The following is a 15,297-nucleotide window of genomic DNA, read 5'->3' on the forward strand; positions in this document are numbered from 1 at the left end:
CTAAGGGTGATAAACCAACAACGATATGAATACCGTCAGCATACCGCAAAACACAGCTCTCGTGCTGTTACTGTAGTTAAGTAGTTACCTTATGCTATGGCTGATAAAAGCCTGAAACAAAACCGGTGGCCTCGCAATTTGGGCTGCTAAGAATGACCAAACTGGTTTCATCTACAAGGTATTCTTGCTCGCAGTCCGTATAGGGGTGATTAAACTTAAGTTGACCATTATCAGCCAATGTGGCCTGCATGCCATCGGTATTGATGAGGGTTAAATCCGTAATTTCTAAGTACTCTCCTGCAGCGCTATATAAGCCACTATTGTCGGCAGTCGTCATTGTCAGGGTTTGTTTGCTTGGGCGCTTCGTATAGAACCGTGCATCTCCACAACTAGTACTAAACTGCACCGCCTTATCTTGCATCCGTGTGAAACTGTAAACATGGCCAGCCGCATAACCAGAAGGATATTGGCAGGCGCTGTCTTCTGTATACTCGGTGTCTGCTTGCACAGAAATACGCACTAAACCACGCTGTTCCACTTCGCGATCAGTGAAATAGTCATCCCAAAATAATACTCGTCCATTGCTGCTCACCACAGCAACATGATCGTCGACAGCGTCACGGTAAATCCCTGCAGTATTCAATGTGTTGTTGGGGTTAATAGGTTGGCCGCCTTTATTGCCGCCGGTATTGTTGCTGTTACACGAACTCGCGTTGGCATTTTTTGAACAAAGGTTAACGCTCCCCTGTTCTTTACAACCGCTAACAATGGCCAGTAACGCTAAGATTGCAAATGTGATTAGTTTTTTCATTTTGTTGCCTTTGCTCTCATAGCCACTTTCACAATTAAAGTAGTGATGTAGCTCAACGCTGCTTGTCTGTAGAAAAGCATAAAACAACGGTATTTTTTTAGGCAACGAGGACCCTAAAGGCAAACTGTTAGCCTAAGTCGATTAAACACTACCCCTGCTAATTAACGCGCTTCAAGTTAGATTAGCGCGGGTCAGCGGCAATAAACTTAGCTTGGGCTTTGGCATAAATCAGCTGATCGACACATAGCGATGCAGTGAGCGAATAAATGCCTCTGCGCTCGCCAACAAGCTGAGCACTTAAGCGTAAGGTTTGACTCACAGGAATAGGCCTAACAAAGCGAACCTTTAGCTCAGCGGTCATTGCCTCTACTCCTTCAAAGAACAATCGATTCACCATTGCGTCGTCTAATAAAGTGCTGATAACACCGCCATGTAACACCCCACTATAACCTTGATACCTATCCCCAAGCTTTACCGTTGCCCATGCTTCTTTTAGTTGATTAAGTGAGAACGTCACCCCCATAGAATAGGTGTTTAGTTGCGGATCACCACAAGCGGTGCAATGTTGGTGGTTCGCGGGTTGTAGCTTATTCACTGATTATCTCCCTAAGCAATATTCAGTCTCCATTAATAGCATATGCCATAAATAAATCACACCAGTAATTGGCATATGCCAATTACTGGTGTATGGTTAACTCATCACATTAGGAGCAAAAATGCCTAGACCGAAGAAATGCCGCCGTATTGGGGGTGCTCCCGCCCACCGTTGCTTTAAACCTAACGGCGTGCCAATGAGCAAATTAAACAAAATAAACATACTGCCCGAAGAGCTAGAAGCACTGCGCCTAGCCGATTACCACAATATGAGCCAACAAGCCGCCGCAGATCAAATGGGTGTATCACGGCAAACCTTTGGCAACATTGTTAATCAGGCGAGATACAAGGTAGCCGCCAGCTTAATAGAAGGCAGCGCATTACTATTTGAAAAAGAGAATATTGAATAAAAGGAAGCAAACCATGATTTATGCCGTAGCAAATGACCAAGCTTTAGTCGCTAATCACTTTTCTAAAGCAGAGCAATTTTCATTTTTTACCCACAACAATAGCTTAATCGCCAACTGGGAGAACCCAGCGGCCAACGCAGAAGCCTCTTGCAGCGATAAAAGCGCCATTATCACTCAATTACAAACAATGAAAACCGAGGTGGTGATTGTGCGTAATATTGGAGAGCGCGCCTTAGCCAAACTATTAAAGGCTGGCATTAAAGTCTTTCAAGTAGGCCATAAAACCGAGGTAAACGCAGCCACCACCAGTGACTTGTTAGAACTTCACCACCCTAGCCAAGGGCGCGCTTCTACTCAGTACAATAAAAACCATCACTGCGAAGACCGCCAACAAGCCAATCGCTGTTGTGGCCAACCAAATAAACGCCACAACAGATCCGGTCGCTCAAGAAAGGCCTGCTGTAGTTAAACCATTAAACCCTTTGGCTAACTACATGAATTACCCCGTTCCAACAAAGTCTGTCACTTTCTTTGCTTAGCAACTCACCCTTATAAAGTTACAGACTTCCCTTTCTAACCAATAGGTTTCCCCAAATCTATCTAAAAAAAACCAAGTATTTCGAACAGATTTGCCTATTCCTCACAGCTACTTTGATGAGTTTCTCAACATCAATATTGACTCATAACTCACTAGACTGATAGCATCCCCACTTTATTGATTTTGCAGTTAATATCGAACAACAGACAGGCAAGGAATCGCATGTTTAAGGTAGACAAACTAATTAGCTATATAGGAAGCAAGTATGCAGCCACACGCTAATTTCGTTCAGCAATCCAAATTCAACCAAACCTTGTTAGTAGATGCCTTTGGCCAGTCTTACGTTTTTATTCCTAGGCATAGCAGCGCACGTCATCAAGGTGAGCAACTCCAAAGCTGCATAGATGTTTATTGGGCTGAATCCTTACTGCAAAACCATAGCTCCATGTGGGGTTACCAGTTTGACCTAAACAAACTCTATTTCAACATGGCTGGCGATTTTATGGCTAACCATAAAACCGAGCAGCAAAAACATGCCTGGTTAAGTAAAGCCATTATCAGTGGCGAAGTAAAAGTGTATAAGGGTGAAAGCTTTGCAACCAATGCCCCAACAGATACCGAAGGCGGTATTCCTGTAGCGACTTTGCCAGAGAAAACCGCTGCCCCACGAGCTGCTCCAGCCAAGGAAGCTTTAGGCCAAGGGGGTAGGGTTGAGCAGGACTCACCTCAACCTTCAAAACCAGCTAAGCAGAAACCAACAAACCCTGAAGCTAAGCGGTTAAACCCAGCCCAAACAATTAACGAAGCAAGCACTCGTTTAAAAATAGCTAAAACCGCGATTACCGACGCTAAGGCAGCAAATTCTGCTCTTCCCAAAACGCCTTATACTCTAGAAGACAAATTAGCCATAGTAGAAAACGGTCTTAACGAAAATATTCTCGTTAGGATAATTGAAACCGCTCATTCAGGAGACTCAGGAACCATTGGCCAAGTAAAAGGTGGTCGAGCGGTAACATGGACCGCACCAATGAGCCAAGTAGAACATGCCGATAGTGATGCTGAGCTTTTGTTAAACGCTTTTGGCACTCGATATAAGCCTGAAAAAACATACACCATGTTGCTTATCGATAAGCAAAAAGTTGCCGATGCTGGTGATGTTGTTTCTGTCATTCCAACATTTGATAACATGAACCAGATGATTGCAGGTAACCCTGATATGGGGATCGACCCAAGCATTGCTAACAAAGTGATGGATGAAGACTTTGCCCCTAAGTATGAAAGTTTTGCCAATAGCGCTTGGGATGCAGGGGTCGACATGAACAACCCAATGAAGAGGCAAGAATTTGCCGAGGCACTTGGTCACGATGAGGAAACCGCTGGGTTGTTGAGTGACAGGCACGAAATAGCAACAAAGATTAGCGCTTGGGAAATCTTTACTGGGAACGGTATGACTCGTGATACCAATGTTACCAGCCATATTGCTTACGGCCCTGTAGAAGTCTTTACTTACGATAAAAACCCACAACAACTAGGTAAGTTAGAAGACCTAGGTGCAATTAAGCGAATAAACTTATGAGAACATTTGAAAATACAGACCCATATAAGCTTGATGAAGATAAGCGAGTAATTTTTCGTTATTCTCAACCTACATTCAATAATAAAAATACCGATTACTACTATTTGTTACTCGACGATGAATATTTTATTTGGGCAACTAAAGGGTACTTCCCCCCCTTGAACGGAAAACCCGAAAAATGGGTTGGCGGTTCATTTATAGAGTTTCCAAAGAGCGGATTATCATGGTTCATCAATGCTATTGAGCAGAAGTTTATGAAAACAGAAGCTGAAGGCGGCTTAAAAAAAGAAGAACTCACATATAGTGAAGTAATTAACGACGAAAAACTTGTGGCTAGTCGTTGGTTTGGCACACCGGGGTACGGTTTAGCAAACGCGAGTCGTGATAGATATGGAAGTTCAACGTTTAAGAAACAGCAAGAATTTTGTTTCACTGATGAAATGCTATTTGATAAGGGCTTATTGGATAACCTTAAAATAATTGCCAAAAAAATTGATAGTGGCGAGTTATAAACATCCAAGAAACATGTATTGGCGTTGATAGAGCAAAATCAAAACCGTTGTTCTGAGTTGGAAGAGTCAGCTGTTGCTCACTTCTCTATCAAATTCAAAGGGACATCAAGTGAATATTCCAATGCTTACAGTATCATCAAGCCTTGCATTAACTGAGTTTTCCAAGAAAAGCATACCGTCTATTGAGGGTGCTATTTATGATTCAGTAATAGAACAGCTAAAATTCATATTGCATGAAGCGAAGCGTGGACATAACCCTAGAACTAGCCTCCCTAAAGGGAAGACATTTACCTATGGGATCCTTACATCAAGAAACTTTGCCTCTCCAGAAGAACTAAAATTAAAGGCGCTTTTAGATGACGTTACATCGCACCTATACTCCGAGGACTATCAATAAAAACCGCAGCACATAAAATATCATTGTCTATTGCTATACACTCCACAATGACATGAGCACTCAAAGAGTTAAAGTGGATGATAAAACAAGCCGCTTCATCGATATTGACCTGAAAAAAGCTAACAGGCAGGCTAGTGAGTTACATACTCATATTCTAAAAACATATACACCGATTAATGATCAATTTGATGTAATTGGAAAAGTGTTACCTCTGTGCGAGCAACTATTGAATGGCACAATAAAAATAGCCATCGACGTAGATGCCTTGCCTTTAAAGTACCAAACTCGTGAAGGCTTATTACCAAATGAGCTAGATATTTTGTTTTCAGCGTTTTGCACAACAATTACAGGTACTCCGCTTGAGGAGCTAGATATTAAGCGTTTAGATGGTGAGTTTATAACTAAAGTAAACTTTGAATAGCTTATATTTCCTCCTTTAACTTAACAATGGTAATTGATTGCAAAAATCTGATTAAAGATATTACAAGCCTCTATTCGGCGCGTGCAATAGAAGGGCTTAATTACCCTTCAATGCCAGTAAACATCAAGTAAGTCCATTTTAAATATCACCGCGACATAAAAAAGACAAAAATAGTTCATCTAGGATTCATCTACAGTCACTAAGGTCTAAAGTTTTCCATCTAGAAGGATTTAGTAAAGATGAATTTTCGCAAGGAATGGCTTGCCATAGTCCCACTCGGTTTGGTGTTAGCTGCATGTAACGATAATGACAACACCACTACGCCAGCTCAACCGCTTACCATTAACGTTTTGCACGTTAACGATCATCATTCTCACCTGCAGGCTGACACAGGTATAGACCTAACCTTAGCTGGCGAAGCTACGCGTGTATCGGTAGGTGGTTTCCCTAAAGTAGTCGCAAAAATAAATGAACTCGCCGCCAGCAAAGACAATGTGTTGAAGCTACATGCGGGTGATGCAATTACTGGCGATCTTTACTACACCTTGTTTAAAGGTGAAGCCGACGCAGCACTGATGAACGAAGTATGTTTTGATGCCTTTGCCCTTGGTAACCACGAGTTTGATGGCGGCGACGCTGGCCTTAAAACCTTCTTAGAGTTTCTTTACAGCCCAACTTGTCAAACCCAAGTATTAGCCGCGAATGTAGAGCCTGAAGTTGGCGTATCGCCGCTCGCTCCCGTTACCCGTTGGGACTACTTCCAACCTTATATGATTAAGTCTTTTGGTGATGCCAAGGTAGGTATTATTGGTATCGACATAGCGACCAAAACCAAGAACTCTTCAAGCCCAGACGCCACCACCCTCTTTCATGATGAAACCACTACCGCCCAAATGTACATTGATGAGCTAAAGGGACAAGGCGTAAACAACATTATTTTGCTTACTCACTACCAGTACAAAAACGATGTAGAGCTAGCGGCTAAGCTTAGCGGCGTAGACGTGATTATTGGTGGTGACTCGCACACACTATTGGGTGATTTTGCCGACCTAGGCCTAAATACCCAAGGTGATTACCCCACCATGCTAACTAACTTAGACGGCGACCCTGTTTGTGTCGCCCAAGCGTGGCAATACTCTGCGGTAGTGGGAGATCTAGCCGTAACATTTGACGGCAACGGCAAATTAGCAAGCTGTACGGGTACGCCACACTTAATGCTGGCCGACAGTTTTAAACGTAAAGACAGCACTGGTACTCGTGTTGAGCTTACAGGCGTAGACCGAGATGCCGTCACTGCGCAAGTAACAGCAAACGCTAATCTGTCTATCGTAACGCCAGACGCCAACGCAGCTGCCGTATTAGCCGTGTATGCAGAAGAAGTAGACGTACTAAAACAAGCGGTTGTGGGCGATGTAGCGCAAAACCTATGTTTTGAGCGTATCCCAGGCCAAGGCCGCAGCACCCTTTGTGATGTATCAGCCACTAGCGCGAATGGCTCAGACATTTCAAACTTGGTGGCTCAAGCATTTTTAGAGCAAGCGATTCGTGGCGATGTATCAATTCAAAATGCAGGCGGAGTGCGTAACGACGTACCGCAAGGCAACTACACCATTGGTGATGCATACACCTTACTGCCCTTTTCTAATACCCTTGTGTATCTAGAAATGACCGGCGCAGAAATCAAAACAGTACTGAACGAAGCAGTCGATTACGCCCTAGACCCAGACGGCTCTACCGGTGCTTACCCTTACGCAGCAGGCCTGCGTTACAAAGTGGATATGTCGCAAGCAGCTGGTTCACGTTTATACGATGTAGAAGTGAAAGCCAAAGGCACAACTGATTGGGTTGCATTAAGTGATGATGCCAGCCTTACCGTCGTCACTAACGACTATATTGCTGGCGGCCGCGACGGTTACTTTAGCTTTGCCGACATAGCAGCAGACGAGAGTAAGTTTGAAGATAGCTTCCTCGATTATGCACAATCATTTGTTGATTACGTAGAACGCCGTAGCACTATCGACAAACTTCCGCTTGAAAATTACAGCACTCAAATGTTCTACGATGTAGACGGCAACCTGCAAAACTAAGCTGGTTTCCGTAAGTTAAAAAAGCCCGCTACAGCGGGCTTTTTTCTATCGAGTCATCGGTCTATATTACTCAAATATGCAACTAGCTATTTAAGGTTATTGTTTCAGCCAAAAAATCCATTAAAACACGGATTTTTTTGTTGTGTTGCACATCTCTGTGACACACCAAATAAAGCGGCAATGCGGGGAGTTCTATGCCAACATCAAGCTTGATTAAGCCTGCAGCCTCACACAGTGTTTGGTGGCTAACCACAATGCCAGCATGTTGTTTAGCGAGCTCCAATTGCAAAGGTAAACAATCGGTACGCAACAAAAACTGCTCATTTTTCACCGACATTCCCAATTGCCTAGCGCCGTCTTCAAATTGCGGGTCACGATCGTAGCCGAGTATTCGATGCTGAAAAAAACTCGACGGGTCGCAAGGTTTGCCGTGTTGAGCGAGATATTGCGAGCTGGCGTAAAAGCCGAGAGGAATATCAAACAAACGTCGACAGTAAACATCCAGTTGAGTGGGAGGAAACATGCGAATGGCCACATCAGCATCGCGCTTATCTAGGTTGCTGGCTCGGTTACTCACTTCAACTTCGAGCGATACCTGCGGGTAAGTTTGCATAAAACTGGGTAACAACTTAGGTAGGTAGAACAAGGCGATTAGCTCATTGGCAGATAAGCGAACACGACCACTAAGGGTTTGCGTTTGCCCAGTAGCTAAGCGCTGCAGCCTTTGTGCGCTGCTTTGCATGTGTTGGCACTCTTCTAGTAAACCCTGTCCAAAATCGGTCAGGCTTAAACCTTGGGTACTTCTATCAAATAGAGGCTGGCCAAGTTGCGCCTCCATGGCCTGTAGCTGACGACTTAAGGTAGGTTGTGATACCGCTAATTTATCGGCCGCTCGGCTCAAACTACCTTTCTCGGCGATGGCTAAAAAATACTGCCACCATTGCCAGTTATCGCTATTCATATTTGCATACCCATTGCTAATTTTTGGTCATTCTCTATTTGATTATGAATCATATAATTGGTTTATCAACTGGAGAAAAGAAAATGAAAACAGCACTCATATTAGGCATAAGCGGTAACTTTGGATCAGAAATGGCTCACGCGTTAAATCAGCAAGGCTGGCAAATAAAAGCGCTAATGCGTAACCGCGCTAAAGCGCCATCATGGCTAAACGAACAACACATCATAGATGGTGATGCCAGCAACTATAAACAGCTATCCGCTGCGGCAGAAGGAGCAGACTTAATCGTGTACGCCGTTAATCCCGCCTACCATCGTTGGCAAGAAGAAGCCCTGTCGCTATTAGAGCCTAGCGTGCAAGTGGCCGAGCAAATGGCAATAAGGCTATTGTTTCCCGGTAACGTGTATAACTACAGCCCCACAGAGCAAGCCATTGACGAGAGCCACCAGATGCAACCTATCACTACTAAAGGCAAAATAAGAGTGGCAATGGAACAGCGCTTACGCAAAGCCGCTGACAACGGTGCAAAAATTACCATTGTGCGAGCAGGTGACTTTATTGGCCCCAATACCCATTTAAGTTGGCCTAGCATGCTGATTAAATACAAACGCAACCATACCCAAATGGCTTTTCCACATAATGCTCAGCATCAGCACTTTTGGTCTTACTTACCCGATCTCTGTGCCAATACCATTCAAGTCCTCGAGCTTACGCAAAGTGACTTTGAGGTATGGCATGACCCCGGTTTACGCCTAAGCACCAAAGATTGGCAGCAGGCTTTTGAGAACAACCAACAGCCACTGCTCACCCGAAAATTTGCGTGGTGGAGCTTCGCTCTCCTGTCCCTATTTGTACCCACCATAAAAGAGGTACTAAAAATGCGTTACTTATGGCGTCAGCCGGTTTTGCTAGATGGCAGCAAGATGAAGCAAGCTTTAGGTACTCTTTACCAAAGTACCCCACTCACTCAAATACTAAAACAACTGAAACCGGCCTAAAGAATAGGCGGCCTATCCCCAATAAGTCGCCTATTCTTTCTTATACTTAGTTGCCAAAAACCAGCCATTAGACAATCCAAGTCAAAGTAAGATGGCGAGTGATTAACGTAATCTATCCACCTGTAAAGCCTTAGCGTTGATCACTAATAACGCTGATAACTCACAACAAAAGAACAGCCTATGACTGAACGAGACAAAATGCTACATGGCGAAGTTTACGACCCTAGCGATAGTGAACTCACAGCAATGCGCACTCAAGCCAGAACTATTTGCCATCAATACAATCAAACAACCCGCCAGCACGCTGAGCAACGCAGCCAGCTGCTACATGAATTATTCGGCAGCATTAAAGGCGCAATTAAAATTGAGCCGCAGTTTAATTGTGACTACGGCAAAAATATTTCGGTAGGCGACAACTTTTACATGAACTTTGCTTGCGTGATCCTTGATTGCGGGCCTATCACTATAGGCGATAACTGCTTTATTGGGCCACAGGTTGGTATATACACAGCTTGCCACCCTATCGACCCAATAGAACGTAACCAAGGTATTGAATTTGCTAAAGGCATTACCATTGGCGACAACTGCTGGATCGGCGGCCATGCCACTATAAATCCGGGGGTAACATTAGGCGATAACGTCGTCGTGGCCTCTGGCGCAGTAGTAACCAAGAGTTTCGGTAACAATGTGGTGATTGGCGGTAACCCCGCTAAGGTGATAAAAACAGTAGAATAGATGTTATAAGGCATGTTCATCATTTTTAAGCTCCCCCCCATTCAGCTCAGCTTAGGTGTGGCTCTCTACTAATTCTCTCGCAATCAGAAGGAATACTTCACCGGATGACTATCTACCTAATTCAACACAAGTTTACTTAGCAGTAGATGGGTATGCCTATGACTAACTTGTCTACTATCAAAATGCGAATTTGCGAGAACGTGCTTTAAAAAACGCACTACTCCCTTTCTTAACAGCACTTAACTCACTATAAAATAACAATAATTTAATAGTGGCCTAATACCTGCTGTGTTCCCTATGGCATATCACCAACGATAGGGAATAATAATGAAAAAACTGATTGTTACTTTTGGCGTTAGCGTTATCTTGCTGTTTGCAAATGTTGCATCCGCCACAATCATTAGCGATGAAATCTACCTGTCCTGCTCACAAGATTCAGGCTCGGCCAGTGCACTTTGCGAAGGCAAAGGTGCTATGGCAGCAACGGTAAGTGATGAAGTAGAGTTCGCAGACTACTTCAACTTCGATAACTCGCTCAGTATCGATGTATTAGCCGATTCTATATTTGTGAGTTTTGACAATGGTCCATATTGTGGTTGGTTTACTTGTGATGGACAGGGTTTTCTCAGCTTTGTACTGTCTGATTTAGACTGGATAGGCATGCCTGATGCCGCGTTAAACGGTATTGATGTCATCACTAACATGAGTGGCGTACAAACCGGATTTACTGCCGACAGTGTATCATTTGCTTTGCCTGAAACCACCGTAAACAGCTCTATGTACCTGCAAATTGACTTGCTCACAAGCAGTGCTCAAAACAAGCCTAGCGTTAGCGTAACAGAACCAGCCAGTGCAGGCGTATTCGCCTTAGTCGTGTTTGGTTTAGCTGCTAGGAGAATAAAACAACAAAAGCTGAGAACCAATACTCAGTAATGTAGGGTGGTTTATCGGTAGCCTCTGTAGCGGTATCAGCCACACCCGCTAGCGATATAAGCCCACCACTTTTCAGCCGAGTAGAGCCCATTCACTCGGCTTTTTTAACTCACCTACCCGCAAAGCATTTGCCACTGCCAGTGGTTTACTCTTACAGTATACAAAACAAACTGAGTCACTCAGCCATATTCAATTGTTTATTGAGCGTTATGTGAATGTTTTTCTGAGCTGAAGCGTTCTAATGAACAAGCAAGATATAAGTTTAAGCCAACAGAACACCCCCTATATCCATATAGATAGCACCTAAACAGATAAGGAAAAACGATGACAAAGCAATTCATTCCGCCAAAAGTCTGGACCATGGACAGTGAAAATGGTGGCCAATGGGCAAGTATTAATCGACCGGATTCAGGGGCACGCCACCAGCAAGATCTAGTAGTAGGCTCCAATCCTTTACAACTCTATTCTTTAGCCACACCAAATGGCCAAAAAGTCACTATTATGTTGGAAGAACTGCTTCAGCTAGGTGTTGCAGAAGCCGAATACGACGCCTACTTGATTAACATTGGCGAAAGCGATCAGTTTTCTTCAGGCTTTGTTGAAGTAAATCCAAACTCTAAAATCCCAGCTTTATTAGACAACTCTGGCGAAACACCAATACGGGTTTTTGAATCTGGAGCAATTTTGCTTTATTTGGCTGAAAAGTTTGGCCAGCTATTGCCTAAAGATCACGCCAAACGCACCGAAGTAATGAATTGGTTATTTTGGTTACAAGGTTCAGCGCCTTATTTGGGTGGCGGTTTTGGTCACTTTTATGCCTACGCACCAGAGAAATATGAGTACCCGATTAATCGATTCACCATGGAAGCTAAGCGCCAGTTAGATGTATTAGATAAGCAGTTGGCAAAACACCAATTCCTAGGTGGTGACGAGTATTCGATTGCAGATATCGCCACTTGGCCTTGGTATGGCAACGTAGTGTTAAATACCGTATACGAAGCCGCAGAGTTTTTAGACGCCAGTAGCTACACCAACCTAATGCGCTGGGCCAAAGAAATTGAGCAGCGTAAAGGCGTACAGCGTGGTCGTATAGTTAATCGGGCTTGGGGCGAAGAGTGGGAGCAATTAGCCGAGCGCCACAGTGCGGCAGATATTGATGCGGTATTAAGTAAAAAACCTTAAGTACTCGCAACCTGCTTTTAGCTAAATTGACAACCTAGCAAATTAATAAAGCCTCTTTTGAGGCTTTATTAATGTCTCAACCACAGCAACTAAATTAGCTTACTTATTGGCGACTAAAACCCATAAGGTTTCAAATAACTCATTATCTTCCACTTCCAAGATTAACGCCTTCAATGCATGGGGATCCATGTAATTTGCTTGGTGCTGAATATATTCTCGCAATGAAGCATCTTTAATCGGGCCTCTTACTTGCTCTTCTATCCACTGTTTTGCCTGCTTTGGTTGGCGCACTAACATAGCCCTCACAAGCGCCCCGCTGATACTTGACTGTAAGTCTTCTGGATAGCGGTACAACTGTTCAATTTGCTGAGTAAGCTCATCATTGTTCATTGCTGAGGTAGCATTAATTACCATTTGATGAGTGAGTGATGATGGGAGTTCAGGCTGTTCTAGTAAAAACTCTAACGCGAGGTTTGGCTGCACTTGAGCCCATTGCGTTAATACACTTGTTGTTGCATGGTTAGCCGAACTTTGTAGTTCAACAGTTTCTAGCCACTCCAAGGCTAAACCAATATCTTTCGCTGCCAAATCATTAGCAAAAGAGCTAATCAAAAAACTGTGGTTAGTTAAGCCTTCAGGTAACTTGGCAATGAGCTCTGCTAACTGTTGTTTGTCTGCTAGCGGGTTCAACATAGCGCTTAATACGATGGCTTGGTAAAAACTGCCCATTTCTGGGGTATTTTGTCGCTCCAACCATTCCCAAACGGCTATCAAATCATATCTAGCCCATTCTTCTAACAAAGCCATTGAACGGAGGAAGTTTTCTTTAGACGCCGCACTACCAATTTGCATCGCTAATTGACCAACAAAATCTTCACCGCTGTTTTGAGATTGCTGATACTGAGGTGCATCTCCCATCGGTGATGTAGCCCCTGAGGAAGTCGCTTCAACGACAGTGCTATTAAAAGGCTTTAGCTTAACCGGCGCTAGCTGGTTCTGCTGAACAGTCACCCACTCAGATAATGGCTCACCTTTACCATCAAACATCTTTAGTGAAAATGCGCCATATATCAGCAGACATAAAATTGAGACCATAATTAAACGTCGGACTTTCAACATTAATTGGCTCCATCACTGAGTATTAATAGTTAATACGTCTAAGCCACAGCAAGAATTTATTTACCATCAAGCTGTGGCCATATTCATTACAAAAGATCTTTTTCCCATCAGGACGAATAAAACATGTATCAGCAATTAAGATTACACACTTCACTTTAAACCGTTTGGAAAATAAACCTCAAGATCAAACATCAATTAGATAAGCTGGGTTGGCTTACTATATTGTCGGGTCTAAAAGGTTTAACCTCTCCTCGTTTAGACGCATCTATTTCCACTAGGCTATACATCGCTCGACGGTAGTTATGTATCTGGTTAGGTGCAGTGGGTGTATAACCTGAGTTTTTACCGTTTAAATGATCGTGATAAAACGCCCAGTAATTATTTGCCCAAGATACCACCGAGCCATGGTTAGTGCCTGGATTACCAAATGGATGAACCATAATGCCCCGCTGGTCAAAATTCGATAAGGGGTTATTGTTGTTCCATGCCACGGCCTGCTTAATTTGGTACCCACCAGGATAAGGCCATTGAGCAGGCGCAGTAACACTTGCCCATTGTAACCACAGGTCACTACCAATCATGTAAGCATGAGGTCCTTCCAGATAACTGCCCGGCTCTAACATTAAGTCGAGCGGGTTATAAATGTAATTGAAGTTCGCATCAATTTTAGCGGCCCAAATTGCTTTGTTGCCCCCACTTCCATTTTTAGCATAAAAAATGTACCACTGGTTGCCCACCTTGATAACCGATGGGTCAAAAACATGGTCAAAATTATTAGTGGTAGCGATAGGTGCGGGCCTCGCAACAAATGGGCCTGCGGGAGAATCGGCTACCGCAACACCAATGGTTTGATGGTTATTATCACCCCTTACACTTGGGAAAAACATGTAATACTTGCCGTCGTCGCCTTCTACTACGTCAGCCGCCCACATAGTGGCACTATTGCCCCAGCCTTCAGCAGACTTTCTAGCCCAAGGCACATCTTTTTGGCGCAATACCGAGCCGTGCTTCTGCCATGTACTTTGATTCAGTGAGGCATCTGCAGAAGAAAAAACTTGATAGCCCGGCATACAAAATCCGGTATTAGCCCACGGCGCATAAGCATGTTTTTGTAGTTTGTCACTGCGTATTTGGCAAAGCTCTTTACTGTCTGTTGAGGTGTATACGTACAAGGTACCGTTAAAAACTTTAGCGGTAGGATCTGCAGAACCTACTGGTTGCCATTTATTAAAATGTGGATTATTACCTCCATCCCAAATTAAATTTGGCGCCCACACTTCAGGCAATAACGTTCTATTTCTTAATGTTTCAGCATATGAATTTACGACTAGTATTGGTGTAAGCATCACACCAATCACAATTTTATTAAAGTTCGTGAAATTATTTTTATTTATATTCATTACTTCACTTCTCCTTGTAGAGCAATTGCATTTAGAATTATATTTCTTCAGTAATAGCTAATTAATTCCGACAACCACGCCGATTAAAAAACCATCAACCCGAGTAAAGCTCACCTTCCGCTAAAAACCATAATCCTTTATTAGATAAATAAAGAGTCATTCACAAATACAAAAAAACGTAAGAGAGTTGGAAAATTAAACACTAAAATAAAATCCACTTAGTGGTTATATTTTGTTCAGTTAATTTTCCGTTTTTAATAACACAGCTGAAAAAAGAGCGGTATGAAATAGTCGAAAAGCTTTGTTTGCAGAGAAGATGGTGCCTCTAGTTACACCTAAAAGTGAGCTAACTAGCATTAGCTGAAATGGAGCGAAGAAACGGTATAAGTAAGGCAAGCGGAATGACTATGACACCTTTATGCTAATAGCCATGTTAGCAAGGCGTTTAGAGAGTTAGGCTGACGGTTTTTAGGCTGTACAAAATAGTAAGCATTGCCTGAACTCATTTGCTCAGAGTTTGGCGAGATTAAGCGACCCGTTCAGTCTTTAGGCAAAGATGTTCAAACAGTTACAAGCTTAGAGGCAAGCATTTTCTGAAAAATATAGAAGAGTTCCACCTCGAC

At 43.4% G+C, this 15,297-nt stretch carries 15 protein-coding genes; 10 read left to right on the top strand and 5 right to left on the bottom strand.

Features of this window, described 5'->3' with window-relative positions; all coding sequences use genetic code 11:
- Nucleotides 1–94: 94 nt before the first annotated feature.
- Entirely contained in the window at nt 95–811 is a 717-nt protein-coding gene (locus Q4549_RS04635) for a hypothetical protein (RefSeq protein ID WP_303548952.1), read from the bottom strand.
- Nucleotides 812–992: 181 nt separating this feature from the next.
- Nucleotides 993–1,406, bottom strand: coding sequence for a PaaI family thioesterase (locus tag Q4549_RS04640; RefSeq protein ID WP_303548948.1), 414 nt, complete (start codon nt 1,404–1,406; stop codon nt 993–995).
- 121 nt (nt 1,407–1,527) lie between these two features.
- On the opposite strand from Q4549_RS04640, the gene Q4549_RS04645 reads away from it, so the two are divergent.
- The 6 genes from Q4549_RS04645 to nadN all read left to right on the top strand — a co-directional run bounded on the left by Q4549_RS04645 (nt 1,528) and on the right by nadN (nt 7,346).
- Entirely contained in the window at nt 1,528–1,815 is a 288-nt protein-coding gene (locus Q4549_RS04645) for a DUF134 domain-containing protein (protein WP_303548945.1), read from the top strand.
- Between the two features lie 13 nt (nt 1,816–1,828).
- On the top strand, nt 1,829–2,284 hold the full coding sequence (locus tag Q4549_RS04650; RefSeq protein WP_303548942.1) for a NifB/NifX family molybdenum-iron cluster-binding protein: 456 nt from the start codon (nt 1,829–1,831) through the stop codon (nt 2,282–2,284).
- Between the two features lie 334 nt (nt 2,285–2,618).
- Nucleotides 2,619–3,929, top strand: coding sequence for a hypothetical protein (locus tag Q4549_RS04655; RefSeq protein WP_303548940.1), 1,311 nt, complete (start codon nt 2,619–2,621; stop codon nt 3,927–3,929).
- Nucleotides 3,926–4,441, top strand: a complete 516-nt coding sequence (locus Q4549_RS04660) for a hypothetical protein (RefSeq protein ID WP_303548938.1) — start codon at nt 3,926–3,928, stop codon at nt 4,439–4,441. Before Q4549_RS04655 ends, Q4549_RS04660 begins: the two co-directional genes overlap by 4 nt.
- 470 nt (nt 4,442–4,911) lie before the next feature.
- The gene (locus Q4549_RS04665; protein ID WP_303548935.1) at nt 4,912–5,259 is read left to right on the top strand and encodes a hypothetical protein; all 348 of its coding nucleotides are present in this window, start codon (nt 4,912–4,914) and stop codon (nt 5,257–5,259) included.
- Between the two features lie 239 nt (nt 5,260–5,498).
- Nucleotides 5,499–7,346, top strand: coding sequence for an NAD nucleotidase (gene nadN, locus Q4549_RS04670; RefSeq protein WP_303548932.1), 1,848 nt, complete (start codon nt 5,499–5,501; stop codon nt 7,344–7,346).
- An 82-nt stretch (nt 7,347–7,428) separates the two neighbouring features.
- Here the strand turns inward: nadN and Q4549_RS04675 are convergent, their stop codons facing one another.
- A complete protein-coding gene (locus Q4549_RS04675) occupies nt 7,429–8,307 on the bottom strand; it encodes a LysR family transcriptional regulator (protein WP_303548929.1) in 879 nt (292 codons plus the stop codon).
- Nucleotides 8,308–8,390: 83 nt separating this feature from the next.
- Between Q4549_RS04675 and Q4549_RS04680 the strand changes: the two genes are divergently transcribed.
- The 4 genes from Q4549_RS04680 (at nt 8,391) to yghU (ending at nt 12,155) form a co-directional block, all read left to right on the top strand.
- Nucleotides 8,391–9,305, top strand: a complete 915-nt coding sequence (locus Q4549_RS04680) for an NAD-dependent epimerase/dehydratase family protein (RefSeq protein ID WP_303548927.1) — start codon at nt 8,391–8,393, stop codon at nt 9,303–9,305.
- Between the two features lie 180 nt (nt 9,306–9,485).
- Entirely contained in the window at nt 9,486–10,040 is a 555-nt protein-coding gene (locus tag Q4549_RS04685) for a sugar O-acetyltransferase (RefSeq protein ID WP_303548925.1), read from the top strand.
- A gap of 327 nt (nt 10,041–10,367) precedes the next feature.
- Complete coding sequence (locus Q4549_RS04690) at nt 10,368–10,973, top strand: hypothetical protein (protein WP_303548922.1); 606 nt, start codon at nt 10,368–10,370, stop codon at nt 10,971–10,973.
- Between the two features lie 324 nt (nt 10,974–11,297).
- Nucleotides 11,298–12,155 (top strand): glutathione-dependent disulfide-bond oxidoreductase, encoded by an 858-nt coding sequence (yghU, locus tag Q4549_RS04695; RefSeq protein WP_303548919.1) that lies wholly within the window; start codon nt 11,298–11,300, stop codon nt 12,153–12,155.
- Nucleotides 12,156–12,254: 99 nt separating this feature from the next.
- On the opposite strand, the gene Q4549_RS04700 is transcribed toward yghU, so the two are convergent.
- The gene (locus tag Q4549_RS04700) at nt 12,255–13,274 is read right to left on the bottom strand and encodes a hypothetical protein (RefSeq protein WP_303548916.1); all 1,020 of its coding nucleotides are present in this window, start codon (nt 13,272–13,274) and stop codon (nt 12,255–12,257) included.
- 191 nt (nt 13,275–13,465) lie between these two features.
- On the bottom strand, nt 13,466–14,674 hold the full coding sequence (locus tag Q4549_RS04705) for a family 43 glycosylhydrolase (RefSeq protein WP_303548914.1): 1,209 nt from the start codon (nt 14,672–14,674) through the stop codon (nt 13,466–13,468).
- Between the last annotated feature and the right edge of the window lie 623 nt (nt 14,675–15,297).

The organism is Agarivorans sp. 2_MG-2023 (genome assembly GCF_030548085.1).
GTDB lineage: Bacteria > Pseudomonadota > Gammaproteobacteria > Enterobacterales > Celerinatantimonadaceae > Agarivorans.